Annotated in this window: 23 protein-coding genes and 1 pseudogene; 18 read left to right on the top strand and 6 right to left on the bottom strand. The window is 64.2% G+C overall.

Annotated elements, in window-relative coordinates; all coding sequences use genetic code 11:
- Positions 1-268: 268 nt before the first annotated feature.
- From WA904_RS06485 to WA904_RS06440, 10 genes are all read left to right on the top strand, one after another.
- Positions 269-907, top strand: coding sequence for an FHA domain-containing protein (locus WA904_RS06485; protein ID WP_425196310.1), 639 nt, complete (start codon positions 269-271; stop codon positions 905-907).
- 241 nt (positions 908-1,148) lie between these two features.
- Entirely contained in the window at positions 1,149-1,766 is a 618-nt protein-coding gene (locus WA904_RS06480) for a LexA family protein (RefSeq protein ID WP_425196309.1), read from the top strand.
- Positions 1,767-2,300: 534 nt separating this feature from the next.
- The gene (locus tag WA904_RS06475) at positions 2,301-3,083 is read left to right on the top strand and encodes a DUF2726 domain-containing protein (RefSeq protein WP_425196308.1); all 783 of its coding nucleotides are present in this window, start codon (positions 2,301-2,303) and stop codon (positions 3,081-3,083) included.
- Between the two features lie 193 nt (positions 3,084-3,276).
- Positions 3,277-3,762: a hypothetical protein gene (locus WA904_RS06470; protein WP_425196307.1), complete on the top strand. Its 486-nt coding sequence runs from the start codon at positions 3,277-3,279 to the stop codon at positions 3,760-3,762.
- A 73-nt stretch (positions 3,763-3,835) separates the two neighbouring features.
- Entirely contained in the window at positions 3,836-4,432 is a 597-nt protein-coding gene (locus WA904_RS06465) for a CDP-alcohol phosphatidyltransferase family protein (protein WP_425196311.1), read from the top strand.
- Positions 4,433-4,655: 223 nt separating this feature from the next.
- Entirely contained in the window at positions 4,656-4,832 is a 177-nt protein-coding gene (locus WA904_RS06460) for a hypothetical protein (protein WP_425196306.1), read from the top strand.
- A 5-nt stretch (positions 4,833-4,837) separates the two neighbouring features.
- Entirely contained in the window at positions 4,838-5,002 is a 165-nt protein-coding gene (locus WA904_RS06455; RefSeq protein WP_425196305.1) for a hypothetical protein, read from the top strand.
- 11 nt (positions 5,003-5,013) lie between these two features.
- A complete protein-coding gene (locus tag WA904_RS06450) occupies positions 5,014-5,214 on the top strand; it encodes a hypothetical protein (RefSeq protein WP_425196304.1) in 201 nt (66 codons plus the stop codon).
- 200 nt (positions 5,215-5,414) lie between these two features.
- Positions 5,415-5,618, top strand: coding sequence for a hypothetical protein (locus tag WA904_RS06445; protein WP_425196303.1), 204 nt, complete (start codon positions 5,415-5,417; stop codon positions 5,616-5,618).
- A 39-nt stretch (positions 5,619-5,657) separates the two neighbouring features.
- Positions 5,658-6,047, top strand: coding sequence for a response regulator (locus tag WA904_RS06440; protein ID WP_425196302.1), 390 nt, complete (start codon positions 5,658-5,660; stop codon positions 6,045-6,047).
- 85 nt (positions 6,048-6,132) lie between these two features.
- Here WA904_RS06440 and WA904_RS06435 read toward each other — a convergent pair whose 3' ends face one another.
- Complete coding sequence (locus WA904_RS06435; protein WP_425196301.1) at positions 6,133-6,462, bottom strand: cupin domain-containing protein; 330 nt, start codon at positions 6,460-6,462, stop codon at positions 6,133-6,135.
- A 99-nt stretch (positions 6,463-6,561) separates the two neighbouring features.
- Between WA904_RS06435 and WA904_RS06430 the strand changes: the two genes are divergently transcribed.
- The gene (locus WA904_RS06430) at positions 6,562-9,369 is read left to right on the top strand and encodes a 7TM diverse intracellular signaling domain-containing protein (RefSeq protein ID WP_425196300.1); all 2,808 of its coding nucleotides are present in this window, start codon (positions 6,562-6,564) and stop codon (positions 9,367-9,369) included.
- A 22-nt stretch (positions 9,370-9,391) separates the two neighbouring features.
- Here WA904_RS06430 and WA904_RS06425 read toward each other — a convergent pair whose 3' ends face one another.
- The 3 genes from WA904_RS06425 to mfd all read right to left on the bottom strand — a co-directional run bounded on the left by WA904_RS06425 (position 9,392) and on the right by mfd (position 15,692).
- Positions 9,392-11,245 carry an ABC transporter ATP-binding protein gene (locus WA904_RS06425; RefSeq protein WP_425196299.1) on the bottom strand — a complete coding sequence of 618 codons (1,854 nt, stop codon included), beginning with the start codon at positions 11,243-11,245 and terminating at the stop codon, positions 9,392-9,394.
- Between the two features lie 269 nt (positions 11,246-11,514).
- Entirely contained in the window at positions 11,515-12,225 is a 711-nt protein-coding gene (gene serB, locus WA904_RS06420) for a phosphoserine phosphatase SerB (protein ID WP_425196298.1), read from the bottom strand.
- Positions 12,222-15,692: a transcription-repair coupling factor gene (mfd, locus tag WA904_RS06415; RefSeq protein WP_425196297.1), complete on the bottom strand. Its 3,471-nt coding sequence runs from the start codon at positions 15,690-15,692 to the stop codon at positions 12,222-12,224. Before mfd ends, serB begins: the two co-directional genes overlap by 4 nt.
- Before the next feature lie 126 nt (positions 15,693-15,818).
- Here mfd and ispD point away from each other — a divergent pair, with 126 nt between their 5' ends.
- A complete protein-coding gene (gene ispD / locus WA904_RS06410; RefSeq protein WP_425196296.1) occupies positions 15,819-16,637 on the top strand; it encodes a 2-C-methyl-D-erythritol 4-phosphate cytidylyltransferase in 819 nt (272 codons plus the stop codon).
- 109 nt (positions 16,638-16,746) lie between these two features.
- Positions 16,747-17,226 (top strand): 2-C-methyl-D-erythritol 2,4-cyclodiphosphate synthase, encoded by a 480-nt coding sequence (gene ispF, locus WA904_RS06405; protein WP_425196295.1) that lies wholly within the window; start codon positions 16,747-16,749, stop codon positions 17,224-17,226.
- Positions 17,227-17,411: 185 nt separating this feature from the next.
- On the opposite strand, the gene WA904_RS06400 is transcribed toward ispF, so the two are convergent.
- Both WA904_RS06400 and ompR read right to left on the bottom strand, forming a co-directional pair.
- On the bottom strand, positions 17,412-18,809 hold the full coding sequence (locus WA904_RS06400) for an ATP-binding protein (protein ID WP_425196294.1): 1,398 nt from the start codon (positions 18,807-18,809) through the stop codon (positions 17,412-17,414).
- An 80-nt stretch (positions 18,810-18,889) separates the two neighbouring features.
- Positions 18,890-19,627, bottom strand: a complete 738-nt coding sequence (gene ompR, locus WA904_RS06395; RefSeq protein ID WP_300533122.1) for a two-component system response regulator OmpR — start codon at positions 19,625-19,627, stop codon at positions 18,890-18,892.
- Positions 19,628-19,906: 279 nt separating this feature from the next.
- Between ompR and WA904_RS06390 the strand changes: the two genes are divergently transcribed.
- The 5 genes and pseudogenes from WA904_RS06390 to WA904_RS06370 all read left to right on the top strand — a co-directional run.
- Positions 19,907-20,623 carry an SIMPL domain-containing protein gene (locus tag WA904_RS06390; protein WP_425196293.1) on the top strand — a complete coding sequence of 239 codons (717 nt, stop codon included), beginning with the start codon at positions 19,907-19,909 and terminating at the stop codon, positions 20,621-20,623.
- A gap of 58 nt (positions 20,624-20,681) precedes the next feature.
- The gene (locus tag WA904_RS06385; protein ID WP_425196292.1) at positions 20,682-21,650 is read left to right on the top strand and encodes a diacylglycerol/lipid kinase family protein; all 969 of its coding nucleotides are present in this window, start codon (positions 20,682-20,684) and stop codon (positions 21,648-21,650) included.
- Positions 21,651-21,657: 7 nt separating this feature from the next.
- A complete protein-coding gene (locus WA904_RS06380; protein WP_425196291.1) occupies positions 21,658-22,479 on the top strand; it encodes a metallophosphoesterase family protein in 822 nt (273 codons plus the stop codon).
- A gap of 154 nt (positions 22,480-22,633) precedes the next feature.
- Entirely contained in the window at positions 22,634-23,488 is an 855-nt protein-coding gene (locus tag WA904_RS06375; protein WP_425196290.1) for an N-formylglutamate amidohydrolase, read from the top strand.
- Between the two features lie 31 nt (positions 23,489-23,519).
- Positions 23,520-23,981: pseudogene (locus WA904_RS06370) on the top strand (histone deacetylase family protein); the annotation flags it as partial.

Here is a 23,981-nt window from a genome sequence, read left to right as displayed (position 1 = left end):
CTAGGAGTCTGGGCGGCAGAAGGCGTCGAAGCGAGAAGTGGCCCCGGCGAGGCCAGTTTTTGCCGGGTTTGCAGCGCCATAGCCGTAGCTATGGGGCAAAAAGCCGGTGAAAAATGGACCGTCGCGGTCACTTTGCAGCCCACGTTCCTTCTGCCGCCCAGCCTCCTCGGGCCTTGTTTCGCTACGGCGCAAGGATTACGATGGCGCCGCAAGCCAGGCCGCTGCGCGACAGGCGCGCAGCGCGGTCTTGACACTGCCGGGAGGCCTTATGCCGCAACTTATTGCATCGGTCGAGGGAGTCGAGATCAAACACGTCTACCTGCACAAGGACCGCACAACGCTGGGCCGCAGGCCGGGCAACGACATTGTGTTCAACAACCCGGTGGTCAGCGGCGAGCACTGCGTGTTTGACCTGCAGGGGCTGGCAGACGTGTACGTCGAGGACCTGGCCAGTACCAATGGCACTTATATCAACGGCAAGATGATCAAGTCGCGGCAATTGCTGCATGACAACGACATCATCGCCATCGGAAACTTCAGGATCCAGTACCTGGCGGCCTCCGAGGACTCGGGCTACCACGAGACTGCGGCCATGAAACTGGATGCACACGCCGTTCCGGGCGGAGGCGGCGCGCTGCACGCCAGCTTCAAGGTGCTGTCGGGCTCCTCGGCCGGGCTGGAGGTGCCGGTTGTCAAGGCGGTGACGACTTTCGGCAAGCCGGACGTCAGCCTGGTAGCGGTGTCGCACCGGCGCTACGGCTACTACGTGGCCCGTATGGGAGGCGACGTCCCGCCCACACTCAATGGCCTGTCCATCGGGGCTGAGGCGGTGCCGCTGGCGCACAACGATGTGCTGGAACTGGCAGGAACCAGCATGCAGTTTCTGCTCAGGGACCAGGGTCCCTGATCTGAATAAAAAAGTATCGAAGGGGGTTTGCGGGCCTTTTTTTCCCGGATTTCATACCCAGATTCTTGCCAGCAAGACCAAGAACAACAGGCTACGCACAGAGCTTGTTTGAAGATGCCATACCGGCGTCTGTTTCAGGCCCTTTCGCGGCCATTGACCACTGAAGATGCGTTCCGCAGAACGCTAAATTCTCTATCTTGAGACTAATTTTCTATCGTGAGGGAGGAATAACCTCTAGACTATGAGCGTTCATACACTGATCAGGGAAGGCCGCAAACGCCTGGCCATGAGCGAGCAGCAATTTGCTGACGCCGCAGGCGTGAGCCGCGGGGCTGTACAACAATGGGAAAGACCAGGCGGGACGGCTCCAAAACGCTCCAACCAGCGCCGGGTGGCGGAATTGCTCGGCATTTCCGTGGCCGAGCTGGTGTCCGGTGGCTCCAATGTCAGCGCGGGTTTTGACGTGAGGGCCGAAGTCCCGTTGATTTCGGAAGTGCAGGCCGGAAACTACACCATCATCGACAATTTCAAGCCCAAGGTGGGGCTGGAGATGGTGCCGGTGAGCATTCCCATCAAACGCCACACCTTTGCACTGCGTGTGCAGGGTGACAGCATGGTGGGCGACAGTCTCGACTCGTTTCCCGAAGGCTCCCTGCTGATTGTCGAGCCCGAGATGGAGGCGCTTCCCGGCGACTACGTGATCGCGCTGAACAACTACAACCAGACAACGTTCAAGCAGCTCATCAAGGACGGCGGCGAGCTTTTCCTCAAGCCGCTCAACGTGCGTTACCCCATCAGGCCGCTGGGAGATGCCGAGATCATCGGCGTCGTGCGCGAGTTCACCAAGAAATTCCGCTGAAATCCGGGTGATGGCCGTCTCGCTGATAGAAAATTCATCTTTCCATCGGGATATGGTTAGACTCCCCCAAACCCGGATGCAGGCGTGTGCAGGTACCAGTCGTGACGGGTTCCTGCAAACACCCTGGTCATGGCAGGCCGGCGGCAAGCGCCGCTTCATTTGGTAACGGGGCGGCCGACCGGGTTTTGACCAGCAGGGTATTTGTGATTTATGCTGGCTTCCACTGCGGTGTTGCAACCCGCCGGCAAGCCCACTTGGGTCTGTTCACACTATTTATGCAAGATGCGTTGCGAGTCAAAAAGGCCATGCGGGAGGCGCAAAATGCAGCCGGGCTTGCGCCCGGCCAGGCTTTGCAACGCTGCGCATGGCCTTTTTGGCCGCAACCCGGAGGGAACGTGGTTAAAACGGCACCACTCGTCGTTGCACTCCTAGCCCAGCCGCCCAGGCTGAGCGTCGTCGCGCGCCTAGATTGGCGCTGTTTTAACCACGTTCGCACTTGTATAAATAGTGTGAACAGACCCTAGGAGAGATACCGTGAATTTATCAACATGGCTGATGACTGCGCTGGGCGTCATGGTCGGTGCCGGACTGGGATTCCTGCTGCACCGGGAATGGCTGCGCCGCCATGCTGTCCAGAAGCTGCGGCCGCCTGCGCGCTGGTTGCTGAATGCCCGCGCCATGGTGAACAGCGAGGAGCAGGAAGTATGGAGTTGGCTGCGCACCACGTTTGCCGACCACGCCGTGATGGTCAAGGTGCCGGTGATGCGGTTCACCATTCCCAGCACCCGGAACCAGCCTGAAAACAGGGACCAGAACTGGCATGAGCTGCTCGAGGGGGTTTACTGCACCTTCACCGTGTGCACCCTGGGCGGCAAGGTGGTGGGCTGCGTGGACGTGCCGGGCAAACGCGGGATGACCCGGGTCCAGCGCGAGATGAAGGAAAGCCTGCTGCTCGAGTGCGGTATCGGCTACACCACGGTGCGCAGCAGCAGCCTGCCTTCCGGCGGCGCCATGCGTGCGGCCTTCCTGGGCGAGGCGCAGCTTTCCGAGGAAGAGGCCGACGAAACCCGCGGCGGCGACACCAGTTTTCACGCCGCACTTGACGATTTCGCCAGTGAAAAATCCCGCGCCGCCAAGGCTGCCGCCATGCAGGAACTCAAGGACAAACGGGCGACCGAGATCGATCCCAGGGAGAAAAACCGCAACGTTGGCTTCAACCCGGACGGCACCGGCTCCTTCATGACGCGTGAAAAGCCGGGCCGTTTTGCCACCCAGTGGGAAGACTCGTTCACCATGGGCGAGAGGCCCGCCAAGTAGATCTCCCGGAGGTCCGTTCGCCCAAGGCGGACGGACATCCAGCTTTCGCGCTGCCCGCGGGCTGTCCGGCTGTCGCTGAAAGACCCGTCCTACACGGGGTCGGGTGACAGGCGCCGCACAGCGGGCGCAAAATCCCTCAGCCTGTTCGCCCCTGGCTTCCTAGACTGTATTTTTCACAGTCCAGGAGCAGAACATGAGCACATCCAACCGATTCAAGACGCGTCAGGCCTTTGCCGGCATGGGGTTGTCCCTGCTGATGGCTGCCGGTGCGGCACTGGCCCAGACACCGATCACGGCAACCGGCACCACCGGTATTGATGCCTCCGGCGACGTGGCCAAAGAGCGCGCCGCATGCGTGAGCGGCCGGACCCAGCAAGACCGGGACACCTGCCTGAGGGAAGCCAACAATGCGGCCGCGGAAAAGCGCAAGGGCAAACTCGACAACAGCGGTGCGCGGTTCGACGCCAATGCGCGCCTGCGTTGCGAAGCCCTGCAGGGAGAAGACAAGTCAGCCTGCGAGGCCCGGGTCATGGGTTACGGCAATACCAGCGGCAGTGTGGCTGGTGGCGGGGTGATCCGGGAGGTCGAAACCGTGGTGGTGCCGCCCGGTGCCACGAATGTCCGGATCGAACCGAAAACGGATGCCCCGGTGCTGATCATGCCGGTGCCGCAGAAGTAGGCAGGGCATTTTGCCCGTGAACCCGGCGACATCAACGTCCGCAGCTGTGCCGGACAAGCCCCGGCATTTCTCCATGCTGCGGGGGTTTCACCTTGCAGACTTTCTCACGCTGTGCAACGCCGCCTGCGGCGTGGCCGGCGTCTTCCTGGCGATGCTTTACGCCGTGGAACTGTCGAAGGGGTATTTCTATGCCGCCGCCGCGATGGCGCCGGCCGCCTTCATTTTTGACGTGCTGGACGGCCGCGTGGCACGCTGGCGGCGCCAGCACTCGGCCCTGGGCCGAGAGCTGGATTCGCTGGCGGACATCATTTCTTTTGGCGTCGCTCCGGCGGCGCTGGCTTTTGCCGCGGGTCTGCGCGGTGGCTGGGACTGGGTTGCCCTGATCTACTTTGTCTGCTGCGGCGTGAGCCGGCTGGCACGCTACAACGTGACGGCCGAAGCCCTGTCCGAAGGGGCTGACAAGGTGGCCTATTTCGAGGGCACGCCGATTCCCACCAGTGTGCTGCTGACTGCCTTGCTGGCCTTCGCAGCCTGGCAGGACCGACTGGGCGAACAGATTTACGGCGGCGTCTGGATGGCCGGCCCCTGGATCCTGCACCCGCTGGCGCTGCTGTTTGTGCTGTCCGGCACCTTGATGCTGAGCAAGACTTTGCGTATCCCGAAGTTCTGAGGCGGCAGCACGTATGCCGGCTGGGGATACGTCATGCCCGCGCCGCGGCGGCTCTATAGGAAAAAGGCTTCCAGCCCTTGTGCAGAAAGCGCAGGAAGCTATCAAAAACAGAGCTGCTTCAGGCATTCGGCAACACCGCCAGCGTGCCTGTGTCAGCCGCCGCTGACAGCGCGCTGTAAATATTTCTTATTGTGAACAGGCTCGTGGCGGTCCATGATGAGGCATGTTTTTCAATTCAAGTACCAATCAGCCTCCTGTCCGGCGTTCAGGCCATCGGCATGCCCACGGCATGGTGGGGGCGGTGATTGCCTATGTCTCGGTGGTCTCGGTCGGCGTGGCTGCCGCGGCTGCTGTGGTGGGCGCGGGCATTCCGGTGGAAATGTTGACGGCTTCGTTCTGATGCCCATGTCGGCAGCCCACCGCCCCCACCCTTCCGAAGACGGCGAGCCATTGCCGCCGGGAGAAAAACCCGTGCATTCTCCGGCCGAACTTCCGGTCGAACCCGACCTCGGCCCGGTACCGCCGCTGGCCCACCCGGAAGAGCCGGGCACGGTGCAGCCGGTCATTTGAAAGGCTTCACCATGTCTGTCCCGCTCTCCAAGGCCCAGCAAGCACTGGCCGACTACGACGAGGCCCGCGCGGACTACATGCGCTTCCTGAGCATGGACCCGCCGGACTACCGGGCGGTCAATGACGCGATGGTCGCCATGGATGAGGCGCATATCCGCTTCAAGCAGGCCATGGGCGACTTCGATCCGCCGACTCACCTGCGGCCTGTCTGAACACTTCACCTCCGATGCGCGTGCAACGACCGCGTATTGCCGGCATGCACCAACACATGGCATCCGGCCAGCCCGGGTAGGTGATCTCCCACAGGTGAATATTGTGTTGACCTATGCCATCGGCCAATCGGGATTCCCACAATGAATCCATGAAGGGGCGGCCCGGCCGCTCCGTCAATCCGCTCTTCGGGAGATAGAACATGCAGGCACAGGTTTTCACTTCTCACACGCGGCCTACGGTCGCGCTGGCCGATTATGATTTTTTGCGCGCCACCTACGACATGCTTTTGCGGGCCCCGGCGCCCGACCAGCGTGCCATCAACGCCGCTTTCGCAGCGCTGGATGCCGCCCACGAACGCCTGAAAACCGCGCACCTGCAGCAGCAGTTCGGCATGCTGAACTAGGGCCGCGTCCAGTCCCCCGGCAGGAACGAGGAACGCCCATTGGCACTGATCACCTATCTTGTCGAGGACAACCAGACCATCCTCGAGAACCTGATCGAAACGCTGGAAGAGATCGCGTCCGTGACCGTGGTTGGCCATGCCGCCACCGAATCGGAAGCCAGGCGATGGCTCTCGCTTCATGACGGTCAGTGGCAACTCGCCGTGGTCGACATGTTTTTGCGCGAGGGCAGCGGTCTCGGCGTGCTGGCCGGTTGCCGGCAACGCGAGCCCTACCAGAAGGTGGTGGTCCTGACCAATTTCGCCACGCCCGACATTCGCCGGAGAAGCATGGCTCTCGGCGCCGATGCGGTGTTCGACAAGTCCAACGAACTGGACGAGTTTTTCGCCTACTGCATTGCCGAGACATCCCAGGTTACGCCGCCCGCCTGAACTGCAGGGTCTGGCGGCCTCTGGATATCAACAGGCAGCTATGAAATAAATGGCGAACCCCGGTTCTCCGCGGGTTTGTCACGCATCACGGATGCAGCAGGATGGTGACCAGCAGCGAGGCATCGGTGACGGCCTGCAGGGCATGGGGTTCCTGTCCCGGCAGGGCCATCAGTTCGCCGGCGCCCAGCGTGCGGGCAAGCCCGGGCGTGCTGACCACCACTTCACCCTCCAGGCAATGAATCGTGATTTCGCCCGGCACCTGATGCTCGGGCACATGCTGGCCGGCCGCGAGCACCAGGCGCATGAGCTGGAGCTTGCCGGTTTTGAGCAGGCTGTGGGTTTTGACACCATGCAACTGCGCTGCGAGGGGCCGCACACTGATGACGTCGAGCGGCTGGGCGTGAACAAGGGCCATGGCATGTCTCCGGTGAGTCCCTACCGTACCCAGCCTCGCCGGGCTTGTCCAGCAGAAATTTCCGGCAGCGGATAATGGCGCCAATCCGCCCCGCCGCCCATGCCAAACCATCGTTCCCCGTACGCCATCCAACCGCATCGGTTCCTGCGCTGGCTCTGGTTGTTGCTGGCGGCGCTCGCACCTGTGGCGTTGCATGCGCAAGGTGGCGCCATGTCCATCGGCCAGCAGGGCGGCTACACCCTGTCGCGTGCCTTCATGGTGCTGGAAGACAGCAGCGGCGAGCTGACATTGAACGAGGTGCTGCAGCCGGCGCAGCAGGCGCGTTTTACCCATGTGCCACAAAGCGGGGCCGCCACCAATTTCGGCCTGACGCGTTCCGCCTTCTGGCTGCGCATTGCGCTGCAGGCAGAGGCCGATGCGCCCGCGCAATGGCTGCTCGAAGTGGCCTACCCGGCGCTCGATCAGCTGGACCTCTACACCCCCGACAGCCGCGGTGAATTTGTTCGCCAGAGCGGGGGTGACCTGCAGCCTTTTGCCAACCGGGTGGTGCCGCACCGCAATCATGTCCTGCCGGTGGCCCTGCAACCGGGCGGGGAGACCCTGGTGTATCTGCGGGTGCAGTCGCAGGGAACACTGTCGGCGCCGGTGCGGCTGTGGCAGGCGCCGGCGCTGTGGCAGCACGACCAGCTGGAGTATTCGCTGCTGAGCCTGTACTTCGGCCTGCTGGTCGGCCTGCTGCTGTACAACCTGCTGCTGTATTTTTCAGTGCGCGACCGGGCTTACCTGATCTATGTCGGGTTTGTCGGTGGCATGGCGATTTCCCAGGCCGCCCTGACGGGCCTGGGCGGGCAGTTTCTCTGGCCCGGGCAGACCTGGTGGAACAGCGTTTCGCCGCCGGTAGGCATGGCAGGGGCGGCCGCTTTCGGTATCCTGTTTGCGCGAAATTTCCTCAACAGCGCCGTTCGCATGCCGCGCATGAACCGCGTGATGCTGGCCCTGGCGGGTGGCTGGCTGCTGGCGCTGCTGGCCGCGCTGCTGCTGCCTTACACGGTCTCGTCGTGGATGGTGACCGTGCTGGCCGTGGTCAGCGTCACGGTGGTGGTGCTTGCCGGCGTCCTCAGCGTGCGGCAGAAACACCCGGGTGCGCGCTACTTCCTGACCGCCTGGGCCGTGCTGCTGCTGGGTGTGGCCACCCTGGTGCTGCACAACACCGGCGTGCTGCCCTCCAATCTGCTGACCTCCAATTCCCTGCTGATCGGTTCGGCGCTGGAGATGGTGCTGCTGTCCTTTGCGCTGGCCGACCGCATCAATATCGAGCGGACCGAGAAAGAGCGGGCCCAGGCCTCCCGCCTGGCCGACCAGGCCATGCTCGAAGCGCTGAGCCAGTCGCAGGAACGTTACCGCGCGGTCCTGCAGGAACGCGAGATCATTCTTGCGAACTCCATCGTCGGCATTGCATTCCTGACGCCGGAAGGGCGTTTTCGCTGGGCCAACCAGGCCATGCTTGAAATTTTCGGTGCGGGCGACCAGCCCTTGAGCTCGATGGAGCCGTTTTATCTGTCGCGCGAGCAGTACCTGCGCGTCGGTGGCGAGGTGGCCGACTGCATCCGCGAAGGCCAGACCTACCAGACGGAAATCCAGGTTCGCCAGCATGACGGAACGCTGATCTGGATTTCGCTCTCCGGCAAGGCCGTCAGCCCGCGCGACCTGTCACAGGGCACGGTCTGGGTGATGACGGACATCACCCGGCGCAAGGAACTGGAAGCCGAACTGGTGCGCACGTCTTCCGAGCGCGAGGCCATCCTGAACAGCGCGCTGGTGGGTATTGTGCTGTCGGTGTCGCGCAGTCTGGAGTGGGTCAATGCCAAATTCGCGGAAATGATGGGCTACCCGCGCGAGGAGCTGATGGGCCAGTCGGCCCTGCGGCTGCACACGGACGCCGCCGCGTGGGAAAACTTCGGGCAGCGTGCCCGTGAAGCCCTGAGAAGCACCGGCAGCTACACCTGCGAACAGCAGTTCAAGCGGCGCAACGGCGAGCTGTTCTGGGTGGAGGCGGGCGGCAACTGCCTGCGGCCGCTTGAGCCGGAGGCAGGGGTTATCTGGACTTTCCTGGATATCACCGAGCGCAAGAAATCGGAACAGGACACGCGCGAGGCGCTGGAGCGGCAGCGGGAACTCAACGAGCTGCGCAGCCGTTTTGTGGCGATGACCAGCCATGAGTTCCGCACACCGCTGGCGACCATCCTGTCGTCCGGCGAAATCCTCAAGCACTACGGCGACCGCCTGCCCGGGCCCGAAAAGGCGGAGGTCCTCGACACCATTGCCGCCAGCGTGCAGAGAATGATGCGCATGCTGGACCGCGTGCTGCTGATCGGCAAGGCCGAGGCGCAGATGCTGGAGTTCGACCCGCAGCCGCTGGACCTCGAAAAGCTGTGCCAGCAGATGCTGCAGGAAGCCAGAACAATGCAACCGGACAGTCCGTGCGAGCTGCAGCTGGAGTTTCTGGCGCTGGGCGAGCTGGGGCTGCATGACGAAAAACTGCTCAGGCACATGATGGGCAACCTGCTGTCGAACGCGGTCAAGTATTCGCCGCTGGGAGGAGTGGTGCGGTTCCGTGTTTCGGTGGATGGGCCGCAGCTGGTGTTTGAGGTGTCGGACCACGGCATAGGCATTCCCGCCGAGGAAATTGCCCACCTGTTCGAATCCTTTCATCGCGCCAGCAATGTCGGCGCCATCCAGGGAACCGGCCTGGGCCTGGCCATTGTCAAGAACGCCGTGGACCTGTACCGCGGCACGATTGAGGTCAGCAGCCTGGTCGGGCCCGGTGGCTCGGGCACCTGTTTCACGGTGCGTCTGCCGTTGGTGGGCCTGGTGCAGGGCACGCCGGTGCAGCCGGTTCTTCTCTAGTACTGGCGCACGGGCGCGGTGCTCAGTCCTGCGGCGGGGTGTCGTCGCTGTCGCTGAGAAACCCTCCGCTCTGGTGAGCCCACAGCCGCGCGTAAAGTCCGCCGTTGGCGAGCAGGCTGCGGTGGTCGCCTTCTTCGACGATGCGCCCCTGGTCCAGCACAATGAGCCGGTCCATGGCGGCGATGGTGGACAGGCGGTGGGCAATTGCAATCACCGTCTTGCCCTGCATCAGCCGGTTCAGGCTGCTCTGGATCGCGATTTCCACTTCCGAATCCAGCGCGCTGGTGGCTTCGTCGAGCAGCAGGATGGGTGCGTCCTTGAGCATGACGCGTGCAATTGCGATGCGCTGGCGCTGCCCGCCCGAGAGCTTGACGCCGCGCTCACCGACGTGGGCATCGTAGCCGGTGCGGCCATGCGGGTCCGACAGCCTGCCGATGAAGCTGTGCGCTTCGGCCTGTTCGGCCGCGGCCTGCATCTCGGCTTCGGTGGCGCCCGGGCGGCTGTAGCTGATGTTGTCGCGCACTGAACGGTGCAGCAACGAAGTGTCCTGCGTCACCATGCCGATGTGGCTGCGCAGGCTGTCCTGCGTGACGGCGGCGATGTCCTGGCCGTCGATCAGGATGCGGCCTGCCTGCAGGTCATGAAAACGCAGCAGCAGGTTGACGAGGGTGGACTTGCCGGCACCGGAGCGGCCGATCAGGCCGATTTTTTCACCCGGCCGCACGGTCAGGTTCAGCCCGTCGATGACGGGTGCACCGCTGCCGTAGCTGAAACTGATGTCTTCAAAACGGATCTCGCCGCGCGGCACCTGCAGCCGGGTGGCATCCGGCCTGTCGACAATGGCATGCGCCTGCGACAGGGTATTGATGCCGTCCTGCACCGTGCCCACGCTTTCGAACAGGCTGGTGGTTTCCCACATGATCCAGTGCGACATGCCCTGCAGCCGCAGCGCCATGGCGGTGGCCGCCGCCACCGCACCGGCACCCACGGCGCCGCGTGACCACAGCCACAGCGAGGTGCCGGCCATGCCGAGGATCAGACCCATGCTGAGCGCGTGGTTGACGATCTCGAACAGGCTGACCAGCCGCATCTGCTGGTGGCCGGTTTTCATGAAGTCCTGCATGGCGGCACGGGCAAAACCGGCTTCGCGCTGTGTGTGCGAAAACAGCTTGACCGTGGTAATGTTGGTGTAGGCGTCGGTGATGCGCCCCGTCATCAGCGAGCGTGCATCGGCCTGCTGCTTGCCCATGCGGCCCAGACGCGGCACGAAGTAAGCCAGCGTCATCAGGTACAGCACCAGCCAGGCGAGAAAGGGCAGCACCAGCTGGACATCAAAGGCCGCGGCCAGCAGGGTCATGGTGGCCACGTAGACCCCCATGGTGACCAGCACATCGGCCAGTACAAACAGCGTGTCGCGCACCGCCAGCGCCGTCTGCATCACCTTGGTGGTCAAACGCCCGGCAAACTCGTCCTGGTAGAAAGACAGGCTCTGGCCCAGCATCAGCCGGTGAAAGTTCCAGCGCAGGCGCATCGGGAAGTTGATGGCCAGGGTCTGGTGCTTGACGATGGTCTGCAGGGCCACCACTACGATGCTGGCCAGGACAACGATGAAGAGCAGGGTCAGCATGGACCCGCGTTCTTCCCACAGCCGGGCCGGCTGCGTGGTGGACAGCCAGTCCACGATGCGCCCGAGCATGGCAAACAGCAGCGCATCGAAAGCGGCCATCGCCGCCGACAGCAAGGCCAGCAGCACAATGTAGCCGCGCGCGCCGTGGGAGGCGGCCCAGATGAAGGCGATGAAGCCCTTGGGCGGGAGGGCCGGCTCTCCCTCAGGATAGGCGTGCAGCAGTTTTTCGAAACGCTTGAGCAGGAACATTCTCAGGGCCTGTTCACACTATTTATGCAAGATGCGTTGTGAGTCAAAAAAGTCATGCGTGAGGCGCAAAATGCAGCCGGGCTGGCGCCCGGCAAGGCTTTGCAACGCTGCGCATGGCTTTTTTGGCCGCAACCCGGAGGGAACGTGGTTAAAACAACGCCACTCGTCGTTGCACTCCTAGCCCAGCCGCCCAGGCTGGGCGTCGTCGCGCGCCTAGATTGGCGCTGTTTTAAGCACGTTCGCACTTGCATAAATAGTGTGAACAGGCCCTAACGAAAAACTTCCAGCAGGCGGTCGAGCCCGCCCTCGTTGATGGCCACCATGGCCTGCTCGCGCACCCTGGGTTTGGCATGGTAGGCCACCGACAGGCCGGCCACCCCCATCATGGGCAGGTCGTTGGCGCCGTCGCCCATGGCGATGGCCTGCAGCGGACTGATGGCCAGCATGCCGCAGGTTTCCAGCAGCATCTTCTTCTTTTCCTCGCCGTCGCAGATGTCGCCCCAGGGCTGGTCCACCATGCGTCCGGTCAGCAGGCCGTTTTCGACTTCCAGCACGTTCGAGCGGGTGTAGTCGATGCCGAGTTCGCCCTTGACGCGGTCGGTGAAAAAGGTGAAGCCGCCGCTGACCAGCAGCGTCTTCATGCCGGCGGCCTTGCAGGCATGTACCAGCTCTGCCGCGCCGAGATTGAGCTTGAGGCGCTGGTGGTAGACCTCGTCCATGCTGTCCACACTCACCCCCTTGAGGAGGGCTACGCGCCGGCGCAGGCTTTCCTTGTAGTCGGTGATTTCCCCGCGCATCGCCGCCTCGGTGATGGCGGCCACCTCAGCCTTGCGGCCGGCGGCGTCGGCAATTTCATCCACACACTCGATGTTGATCAAGGTGGAATCCATGTCGAAGGCGATCAGCTTGAAGTCGGCGAGTTTCAGGTCGGGTGTGGTGAGCTTGATGTCGAGGCCGGGGAGGTTGTCAGCAGGGGTCATGCAGGTGTGGCTTCCGTGGTGGTTTTGGGTTGTCCGAGGGAGCGCAGGACGTCACGCACCATCTGCGCGCGGTCCTTGGGCTCCTTGAGTTCGCGCTCGATGCGCAGCTTGTCGTTGCCGGCCAGCTTGATGTGCTTGTTCTTCTGGATCAAATGCATGATGGCCATCGAATCGATGGGCGGGTCCTTTTTGAAGGTGATGTTGATTACCCCGGGCGCGGCGTCGACCTTGACCACGCCATAAGGCCGGGCGATCACGCGCAGGCGATGCACGTCGATCAGGGTCTGCGCCTGGGCCGGCAGCTTGCCGAAGCGGTCCACGATTTCCTCGAGCAACGCGTCGATCTGGTCGGTGGTCCTGGCGGTGGCCAGTTTCTTGTAGAAAGACAGGCGCAGGTGCACGTCGCCGCAATAGTCGCTGGGCAGCAGGGCCGGTGCATGCAGGTTGATCTCGGTGCCGATGTTCAGCGGTGCCAGCAGGTCGGGTTCGCGGCCGGCCTTGAGCGAAGCCACGGCTTCGTTGAGCATCTCGTTGTAGAGCTGGAAGCCGATTTCCATCATGTTGCCGCTCTGGTTTTCACCCAGCACCTCGCCGGTGCCGCGTATCTCCAGGTCGTGCATGGCCAGGTAAAAGCCCGAGCCGAGTTCCTCCATCTGCTGGATGGCTTCCAGCCGCTGGCTGGCCTGCCGGGTCAGCCCTTCGATGTCGGGCACCATGAGGTAGGCGTAAGCCTGGTGGTGGCTGCGGCCCACACGCCCGCGCAGCTGGTGCAGCTGCGCCAGGCCGAATTTGTCGGCACGGCTCATCACGATGGTGTTGGCACTGGGCACGTCGATGCCGGTCTCGATGATGGTTGAGCACAGCAGCAGGTTGTAACGCTGGGCAATGAAGTCCTTCATGACCTTCTCGAGTTCGCGCTCGGGCATCTGGCCGTGCGCCACGGCGATGCGTGCCTCGGGCAGCAGGGCCTCGAGTTTTTCACGACGGTTCTGGATGGTCTCGACTTCGTTGTGCAGGAAGTAAACCTGGCCGCCGCGCTTGAGTTCGCGCAGCACCGCCTCGCGGATCACACCATTGCTTTCGCTGCGCACAAAGGTCTTGATGGCCAGGCGCCGCTGCGGCGCGGTCGCGATCACGCTCAAATCGCGCAGGCCTTCGAGCGCCATGCCCAGCGTGCGTGGAATCGGCGTGGCGGTCAGGGTCAGTACATCGACCTCGGCGCGCATGGCTTTCATCGCTTCCTTGTGGCGCACGCCGAAACGGTGTTCCTCGTCGATGATCAGCAGGCCCAGGCGCTGGAACTTCACGTCCTGGCTCAGCAGCTTGTGCGTGCCGACCACGATGTCGATGCTGCCGTCGGCAATGCCCTTGATGGCGGCGGTGATTTCCTTGCCCGAGCGGAAGCGGCTCATTTCCGCCACCTTGACCGGCCACTTGGCGAAGCGGTCCACCAGCGTCTGGTAGTGCTGCTCGGCCAGCAGGGTGGTGGGCGCCAGCAGCGCGACCTGCTTGCCGCCGGTGATGGCGATGAAGGCGGCGCGCAGCGCGACCTCGGTCTTGCCGAAGCCGACATCGCCGCAGACCAGCCGGTCCATGGGGCGCGGGCTGATCATGTCCTGGATCACGGCGTGAATCGCTGCGCGCTGGTCGGCGGTTTCCTCGAAGCCGAAGTCGTTGGCAAAACTTTCGTAGTCGTCGGGCGAGTAGCGGAAGGCATGGCCTTCGCGCGCGGCGCGGCGCGCATAGATGTTGAGCAGCTCGGCGGCCGAGTCGCGCACCTGTTCGGCGGCCTTGCGCTTGGCCTTTTCCCACTGGCCGCTGCCCAGGCGGTGCAGCGGCGCCTCGTCGGCGCTGACGCCGGTGTAGCGGCTGATCTGCTGCAATTGGCTGACGGGTACATACAGAGTCGCATCGTCGGCGTACTGCAGGTGCAGGAACTCCGTGGTGCCCTGACCCAGGTCCATGTTGACCAGGCCCTTGTAGCGGCCTATGCCGTGCGCGCTGTGCACCACCGGGTCGCCGACATTGAGCTCGGACAGGTCCTTGATCAGCGCCTCGACGTCGCTGACCTGCTCCTGCTTCTTGTTGCGCCGCCGCGTGACCGCGCCGGCGGCAAACAGCTCGGTTTCGGTGACGAAGTCGATGTCGCCGGACAGCCAGCTGAAACCGGTGTTCAGGGCAGCCGTCGCGATGCCTAACTTTTCGCTGCTGGTCTGGAAGTCTTCCAGCGAGTCGAAGGCCGGCGGACTGACGCTGCTGGCACGCAGGAAGTCGAGCAGGCTTTCGCGCCGGCCTTCGCTTTCGGCCAGCAACAGGACGCGCTGCGGCGTGTTACGGATGTGCGCCTTGAGCCGGGCCAGCGGGTCTTCCGCACCACGCACCACCGACATTTCGCCGAGCTTCTGGAAGTTCGCGTTGTCGGCCACATCCTCGACCGCCGGGCGGATGGCCAGCTGCGCGTAGTCGTTGGCACGCGCATAGAACTGCTCGGTGCCGAGGAACAGTGCTTCGGGCGGCAGGGCCGGGCGGTCCGGCGCGTCCTTGACCAGGCGGTAGCGGTCCTTGGTGTCCTGCCAGAAACGCTGGAAAGCGGGCTCCAGGTCGCCGTGCAGCACCACCGTCGCGTCGCTGCCCAGGTAGTCGAACACGGTCGCCGTATTGTCGAAAAACAGCGGCAGGTAATACTCGATGCCGGCCGTTGCCACGCCGTTGCCGATGTCCTTGTAGATGCGGCTTTTGGTCGGGTCGCCGTCCAGCAGTTCGCGCCAGCGGTTCCTGAACTTGGCGCGCGCGTCGTCGTCCATCGGGAACTCGCGGCCCGGCAGCAGGCGTACCTCGGGCACGGGGTAGAGGCTGCGCTGGCTGTCCGGGTCGAAGGTACGGATGGAGTCGATCTCGTCGTCGAACAGGTCCACGCGGTAGGGCACGGACGAGCCCATGGGAAACAGGTCGATCAGGCCGCCGCGCACCGCGTATTCGCCGGGGCTGACCACCTGCGAGACGTGGGTGTAGCCGGCCAGGGTCAGCTGGCTCTTGAGTTTGGCCTCGTCGAGTTTTTGCTTGACCTTGAAATGAAAGGTGTAGCCGGCCAGGAAAGCCGGTGGCGCCAGGCGGTACAGCGCCGTGGTGGCCGGCACGATGACCACGTCGGCGCCGGTCTCCTTGTCATGCTGGCTGATGCGCCAGAGCGTCGCGAGCCGCTCGCTGATCAGGTCCTGGTGCGGTGAGAAGGTGTCATAGGGCAGGGTTTCCCAGTCCGGGAACAGCGCGCAGCGCAGACCGGGTGCAAAAAAGGCGAGCTCGTCGAGCAGGCGTTGCGCGGTGGCTGCGTCCGAGGTGATGATGGCCGTGAGCCGACCCGCCGCTTTTTCCCGCAGGCCCAGCTGCGCCAGCAACAGGGCGTCGGCGGAGCCGGCGGGTTGCGGCAGGGTGTAGCGTTTGCCGGGAAGCAGTTTGGGTAAATCCATGAAGCAGTCGGAAAGGTAACAGGAATCGGCGGGACAAAAGGGAAACACCCCAAACGGTGCTGAGTGGGGTGTGAACGGCTTGGGGGGAGCCTGTAAATCCCTGATTTTAGAATCTATGATCAAGTCATGACGCCGATCCCGCCGAAATCCCTGATTCCCCGCCTTTTCGCGCTGATTCCGTGCGCCGGCCAGGGAACACGCGCCGTCACCGGAAGTGCCGCGGCGCAGGGCGGTGAGGCCTTGCCCAAACAGTACCAGCCGATTGTCGGGCTGCCCATGGTGCAACACACACTGCAGGCGTTTGCGGGGGTGGCGCGCATCGATTCCTGCCTGGTGGTGGTGGCGCCCGGCGACGATTTTTTCAGTGGAAAGGCCCAGGCCGGGTACGAGGTTGCGCCTTGCGGTGGCGCCACGCGCGCGGCCAGTGTGCTGGGGGGCCTGCAGCAGCTCGCTGCTGGCGGCGCAGAGCCCGATGACTGGGTGCTGGTGCACGATGCGGCGCGCTGCCTGATCACCTCGGCACTGATCGATCGCCTGATCGACGCCTGTCACAGCGATCCGGTGGGCGGCCTGCTGGCCCAGCCGGTGCCCGATACGCTCAAGCAGGGGCGGGACGAACGCGTGGTGGCCACCGTGGAGCGCTCGAACAAATGGCTGGCGCAAACACCGCAGATGTTCCGCCTGGGGGCCCTGACACAGGCGCTGAAGATGGCCCAGACCCTGGGCGAGCCCGTGACCGATGAGGCCAGCGCCATGGAAGCGGCAGGCCTGGCGCCGCAGCTGGTGCGTGGCAGCGCCCTCAATTTCAAGGTGACCTACCCGGAAGACTTTGTGCTAGCCGAGGCCCTGATCAAAAGCCGGGCCAACCCGCGTGCTCGCAAGGCTGCGGCACCGAAAGCTGCACAGAAAGTCCCATCTGATGACAACAGCCGCGAATCCATCTGACTCTTCACCAGCCGGGGCCGCGGAGCCGGCTTCGCCGGTCCGCAGGCGCAGCGCCCCTCTTCCTGGTGCAAGGGGCAGTGAAACGCCGGAGGCTCACGAAGTGGCGAACGTGGGGGCACCATTCCGGATTGGAGAAGGCTGGGACACGCATGCGCTGGTGCCGGGCAGGCCACTCATCATCGGCGGCGTGACGGTGCCGCACAGTGCCGGTTTGCTGGGCCACTCCGATGCCGATGTGCTGGTTCACGCCATCATCGACGCCCTGCTGGGTGCGGCCGGGCTCGGTGATATCGGCGGGCATTTTCCCGACACCGACGCGCGCTTTGGCGGCGCCGATTCCATCGTGCTGCTGCGTGAAACCGGTCGCCTGCTGGCCGAACGCCAGCTGCGTATCGGCAACATCGACAGCACGGTGATTGCCCAGGCGCCCAAGCTGGCCAGCCACATCCCGGCGATGCGCGAGCGCATCGCGCAAACCCTGGGGCTGGACGCCAGCCGGGTCAACGTGAAGGCCAAAACCGCCGAGAAGCTCGGGCCGGTAGGGCAGGGCCTGAGCATGGAAGCGCGTGCGGTTGCGCTATTGTTTTAAGAGCTGCTCGCGCCCGTCAGATAAGGGCTGGAGCACGATTTGATGCATCATCACGCGCATCCAACGAACGGGGACTAACGAACGGGGACTCTTTTCAAGCCGGGGCCGCGGATCCGGCTTTGCCGGTCCGCAGGCGCAGCGCCCCCTCGGGGGGCAGCGACCACACGAAGTGGGGAGCGTGGGGGCTAACCTCTTCTTAGTTTGATATGCGCAGCCAGCCCGCCCGAGCCCGTGTTCGCCAGCGCAAACACGCCGCCCATGCGGTGCAGGGTTTTCTCGACAATCGCCAGGCCCAGGCCGGCGCCGGTGGCTGCGGTGCGGGCGGCGTCGCCACGGAAAAACGGTTTGGTCAGGTTGTTCAGCGCCTGCGGCGCGACGCCGGTGCCATGGTCGCGCACCTTGATCAGCACCCACTGGTCGCGTTCCTTGGCAGCAATGTCCACCGTGGCCATGCCGGTCTCCGGTGTCTTGCCGTAACGCCGCGCATTCTCCAGCAGGTTGGCAATCACGCGGGACAGTTCCACCTCGTCGGCCAGCACGGTGATCTGGCCCGGTAGGGCCACATTCACGCGCATGTCGGTGTATTCGGCCACCGAATACACGGCCGCATTGATGATGGCATTGAGGGATACCGGCGCCAGCTGCGGCGGGTCGGGCCGGGCATAGTCGAGGAACTTGTCGATGATTGCGTCGAGCTGCGTGATGTCGGCGGCCATGTGGGCACGGGCTTCCGCGTCGGACACGCTCATTTCGGTTTCCAGGCGCAAGCGGGCCAGCGGGGTGCGCAGGTCGTGCGAGATGCCGGCCAGCATGATGACGCGGTCTTCCTCGATTTTGGAAAGCTGCTCGGCCATGCGGTTGAAGCCGATGTTGACCTCGCGGATCTCGCTGGTGGCCACCTGTTCGTCGAGCAGGCTGGCGTCGAAGTCGCCGTCGCGCATGCGGCTGGCGGCAAAGGACAGCTGCTTGAGCGGGCGGTTGATGAGCCGGGCAATCAGTGCGGCGCCCACCAGCGACAGGATGGCGGCGGTGATCAGCCAGATCAGCCAGGTGCCGCCCTGCAGCGGCCCGAGGCGTGAAGGGTCGGTCAGCAGCCAGTAGGAGTCGCCGTCGATGTTGAACCCGACCCACAGGCCGGGGACGCCGTTGACGGATTTGGCCACCACCGTGCCTTCACCCATGCGCGCCGTGAGTTCATCGCCGATGCGCTCGCTGAAAGGGTCGTTGACAAAGCGCTCGTACTTGTCGCGCGGCTCCCGCGGTGAAATGCGCACGCCTTCTTCTTCGGCCAGCGTCTTGATCAGCCAGACCCGCGTGATGGAGTCGGAGTATTTCAGCGCGGCGCGGCTCAGGTTGACCAGCGAGGCGAGCTGCCTGGCGCTTTGCACGGCGCGCGGCTCGAATTCCAATGCCCGGAAGGTCTGCAGCCAGGCGACGATGCAGCCGATCAGCAGGATTGACAGGAACAGGAAGGTGCGCCAGAACAGGCTCAGGCCAACGCGTGGCCGCATCTCCAAAGGGGCCGGCGCGGTTTCAAGCGCGACAGGGGCGGTTTCCAGGTGTACGGCGCGTGTGCCTTGCATTCGGGGACTCGGGGGGACGGGAAAGGTGGGTCGGCCCGGTCAGCCTGAAGGGATTCTGGCGTCCGGCAGCAAGTGGCGCTTCAGCTTGTTCCGTCCGGCACGAAGACGTAGCCTATGCCCCAGACGGTCTGGATGTAGCGCGGTGCGGCAGCGTCCACCTCAATGAGCTTGCGCAGGCGCGAGACCTGCACGTCCAGGCTGCGGTCGAAGGGCTCGAACTCGCGGCCGCGCGCCAGCTGGGCCAGCTTTTCGCGCGACAGCGGCTGGCGCGGATGCCGCACCAGCGTCTTGAGCATGGCGAATTCGCCGGTGGTCAGCGGCAGTTCCTCGCCGTTTTTCTGCAGGGTGCGCAGGCCCATGTCGAAGCTGAAGGGGCCGAAGTTGACCACTTCCTGCTCGCTTGAGGGCGCGCCCGGCACCTCCACCGCGGGCCGGCGGCGCAAGACCGCGTGGATGCGGGCCAGCAGTTCGCGCGGGTTGAAGGGTTTGGCCAGGTAGTCGTCGGCGCCGACTTCCAGGCCGACGATGCGGTCCACGTCCTCGCCCTTGGCGGTCAGCATGATGATGGGAGTGCGGTCGTTGGCGGCACGCAGGCGGCGGCAGATGGACAGGCCATCTTCGCCGGGCATCATCAGGTCCAGCACGATCAGGTCCACTGCATCGCGCATCATGATGCGGTTCAGCGCCTTGCTGTCTTCGGCGAGGATGACCTCGAAACCTTCCTGCGTGAGGTAGCGGCGCAGCAGGTCGCGAATGCGGGCGTCATCGTCCAGAATCAGAATCTTGTCAGCTCGGGTTGAATTGCTAGCTTGTGTCATAAGGCCATCGTAATTTGTAACAGAGCCGATTTTGAGGGCTAAAAATGCAGAATCCAGTTTTTTTGGTTACTTTGACATACTGTTACAGAAGTTGCAGCCCGGGGCAAGCGGGATAACAACCAGATGCGTGCCAATGCCATGCTCGGCTTGGCGGATGACAACAATTGGCGACCAATGCTGACACGGCGTACTGGAAAAACCGCCTATCGTGTCGCCTGCTGTGCGGTGCGTCCCGTAACAGCCTCCCCCTTTTCTCCTTTATCAACCGAAAGCCACTCCTTGAAAAAATCCATCCAACTCATCGCTGCCTGTGCGCTGCTGGCCGGCAGTGCGGGCCTGTTCGCCCAGAATTTGATGCCCATGCCCTACGCACCGCTGCAAAACGTTGCGCAACTGTCAGCCAGCGCGGCAGTTGAGGTGCAACAGGACCTGCTGTCGATTGCGATGAGCACCACGCGCGACGGCACCGATGCTGCCGCAGTGCAGAACCAGCTCAGGCAGGCACTCGAAACCGCGCTGGCGGAGGCCAAAAAAACCGCGCAGCCCGGCCTGATGGACGTGCGTACCGGCAATTTCAGCCTGTACCCGCGCCATGGCAAGGACGGCAAGATCAATGGCTGGCAGGGCAGCACGGAGCTGGTGCTGGAGGGCAAGGATTTTCCGCGCATCACGGCTGCGGCCGGCAGGATCCAGACGCTGACCATGGGCAATGTCGGTTTTGCGCTGAGCCGCGAGCAGCGTGCGCTGGTCGAGGGTGATGCACAGGCGCAGGCCATCGAGCGTTTCAAGGCCAAGGCTTCGGAGATTTCGCGGGGCTTCGGTTTTTCCAGCTACACGCTGCGCGAAGTGTCCATCAACGCCAACGACCAGGGTCCGATCCGGCCACGCATGATGGCGATGGAAGCCAAGTCCGCGATGTCGGATGCCTCCATTCCGGTGGAAGCCGGCAAGAGCACGGTGCTGGTCAATGTGTCGGGTTCGGTGCAGATGAAGTAAGCCTGAAAAAGGTGTTTGCCTGACAGACGGGGCGGATGCCGGCGCCTAAGCTTCAGGCATGAATTTTCATGTTTCGGCGCAGGACGCCGCGCACCGCGGGCCCTTGTTTGTGGTGATCAATGCCGGGTCCGGCCGGCATGATGCCGCGGCCGAGCAGGAAATCATGGCCGGCGTGTTCAGCGAGGCAGGGCGCGAATTCGAGTTCCTGCAGATCGAGGAACCCGGGCAAATCCACACGCTGGCGCGCAGCGCCGTACGCCAAGCCAAGGCGCGCGGCGGCGTGGTGGTTGCAGCCGGCGGTGACGGCACCATCAATGCCGTGGCCAGCGCTGTGCTGGGCAGCGGCTGCCCCTTCGGTGTCCTGCCTCAGGGAACCTTCAATTATTTTGGCCGTGTCCATGCGATCCCGCAGGACACTGAAGCTGCTGCCAGGGCATTGCTGGGGGCCAGCATTTCGTCGGTCCAGGTCGGCAAAGTCAATGAACGGCTGTTTCTGGTGAATGCCAGTGTCGGCCTGTACCCGCAGTTGCTGGAGGACCGCGAAGCCTGGAAGCAGCAGTTCGGGCGCAGCCGTATCGTGGCCCTGGCCTCGGGCATCGCGACCTTGCTGCAGACGCACCGGCAACTGCAGCTGCAGATCGAATCGGCCGGGCAAATGGCGGCCCTGCGCACGCCCACGCTGTTTGTCGGCAACAACCATCTGCAGCTCACGCGGGTCGGCATTGCGGAGAAAGATGCCAACGCGGTGGCGCATGGCCAGCTGGCGGCGATTGTGGTGCGACCCATCGGCACGCTGGCGCTGTTGGGCCTGCTGCTGCGCGGTTTGCTGGGGCGGCTGGGTGAGGCGGAGAACGTCCACAGCTTTTCGTTTCGCCGCCTGACGGTGACGCCTCGGGGCCGGCGCCGCGTCAAGGTCGCCACCGACGGGGAAATCCACTGGATGGAAACACCGCTGGTGTTTGAGCTGGCCTCCGAGGTCCTGTTGCTGCTCGTTCCGGCGGCGGCCGATCGCGCCGAGGTGGCATGAGCCTGCCATGAACAAGCTGCTGCAGATTTCCGATCCGCATTTCGGCACGGTGCAGCCCCCGGTGCTGCAGGCGCTGGAAGTGCTGGTGCGCGAACAGCGCCCCGATGTGCTGGTGCTCTCGGGCGACATCACGCAACGCGCGACGGTGGCGCAATTTAGCGAAGCAAAAGCTTTTTGCGGGCGCCTGGGCATTCCGCAGATGCTGGCCCTGCCGGGCAACCACGATATTTCGCTGTTCAACCCGTGGCAACGTTTTGTCCAGCCTTATGCGCGTTACCTGCAGGCCTTCGGGCCGGAACTGGAACCGGTGCTGCAGACGCCTTGGCTGCAGCTGACGGGGGTGAACACCACGCGCCATTGGCGCCATAAAAATGGCGAGGTGTCGGCGCGCCAGGTTGACCGCGTGGCGATGCGTCTGCGGCAGGCGGCGGCCGGGCAACTGCGCGTGGTGGTGGTGCACCAGCCTGTGTATGTGCTGCGCGCCGGGGACGAGCACAACCGCCTGCGCGGCTGGGAGCCGGCCGTGCGCGCGTGGGCGGCTGCCGGTGCGGACATTGTCATGGGCGGCCACATTCACCTGCCTTATGTCTGCGAGCTGGCGTCCCTGGTCCCGGGGTTGGCGCGGCGGCTGTGGTGTGTGCAGGCGGGAACGGCGCTGTCCTCACGTGTGCGGCGCGAGGCGCCCAATTCGGTCAACCTGCTGCTGCATGATCCCGCCGCCGGACCGGGGTTATGCCTGCTCGAGCGCTGGGATTACCGTGCGGCGGGTGACGCCGGGCGATTTGAAGTGGCGCACACCAGCGAATTGCTGCCGGAGCGCAGTTCATAAGTTAAATGCGGATCCAGCCCTTTGGTGGCGGGCGCAGGCAGCTACTTATTTGATAGCATCTGAAGGTTGCAACCAACCTTCATGCACCCCGGCCGCAACATGGCCTTGGCCGCGATGGCCGACGCGGGGTGCCGACCCGATCACAATCGAAGCCATGACCCCATTTCTCCGCTATCTGCCCGGCACCACGCCCCTGGTGCTCGATTCCCCCCACAGCGGGACCGCCTACCCCGACGACTTTGGCCATGCCTGCGAACTGCAGATCCTGCGCCGCGCCGAAGACACGCATGTCGAAAAGCTGTACGACTTCGCGCCCGCGCTGGGCGCGGGCTGGGTCGAGGCTTTTTTCCCGCGTAGCTACCTCGACGCCAACCGCGACACCACGGAGATCGACGTCAGCCTGTTTGACGAACCCTGGCCCAAAGCCGTGGCCACCGATGCCAGGGTGATGGGCAAGGTGCGGCTCGGCAAAGGGCTGGTCTGGCGCACCACCGACGACGGCGTGCCGATCTACCAGCGCAAGCTCGGTGTGGCCGAAGTGCAGGCGCGTATTGCACGCTGCTGGGAGCCCTACCACGCGGCCGTGGCGCAGGCGATTGACAGCGCGCACCAGCGGCACGGCTACAGCATCCACCTCAATTGCCATTCCATGCCGGCGGTTGCGTCCAGCCACGCCACCGAATTTCCGGGTGAGGTGCATGCCGACTTCGTGATCGGCAACCGCGACGGCTCCACCTCCAGCGGGCCGCTGGCCCGGCTGGTATGCGCGCACCTCGAAAACCGGGGCTACAGCGTTTCGCTGAACCACCCCTACAAGGGCGTGGAGCTGGTGCGCCGTTATGGCGAGCCGCTGCAGCAGCGCCACAGCATCCAGGTCGAGGTCAACCGCAAGCTCTACATGGACGAGCAGACGCTGGAAATGCACGAGGGGGCTGTGCCCCTGAAAGCCAGCCTGCAGTCACTGGTGCAGCTGCTGCTGCAAACCGACCCGCGCAAACTCCAGTCCTGATGCTTGGCGGGGCTCACGGATAATCCCGGCGATGATCACCCTTTTCAGCGAGCGCCACGCGCTGCACGCGCCCGCGTTTGAGTTTTTCCGCGGGGAGCGCGTGCCCTGTTTTGAAACGCCGGCGCGCGCCGCGTTTGTCAAGGAGCGCCTGCTGCAGGGCGGACACGAACTGCGCGAGCCGCATGCAGACAGCCGCGCGCTGCTGGGTCAGGTGCACAGCGCGCGCTACCTGGCCTTTCTGGAAAACGCCTGGGGCGACTGGCTGGCACAGGACGCCGCCAATGCGACACGCCAGCCTTTTCCTTCGGTCTGGCCGGTGCGCACCCTGCGCAGCGATGTGGAGCCCGCCAACTTCACCGCACGCCTGGGGCTTTATTCCATGGACAACGGCTCGCCGCTGTCGGCCGGTACCTGGGCTGCCGCCAAGGCCGGGGCCGACGCCGCGGCCAGCGCGGCGGCGCTGATCGGTGAAGGCGCGGACGCGGTGTTTTGC

The organism is Polaromonas sp. (assembly GCF_049790275.1).
Lineage (GTDB): Bacteria > Pseudomonadota > Gammaproteobacteria > Burkholderiales > Burkholderiaceae_C > Polaromonas.
The sequence above is the reverse complement of the archived record's forward strand: the minus strand, read 5'-3'. Positions and strand labels throughout refer to the sequence as shown.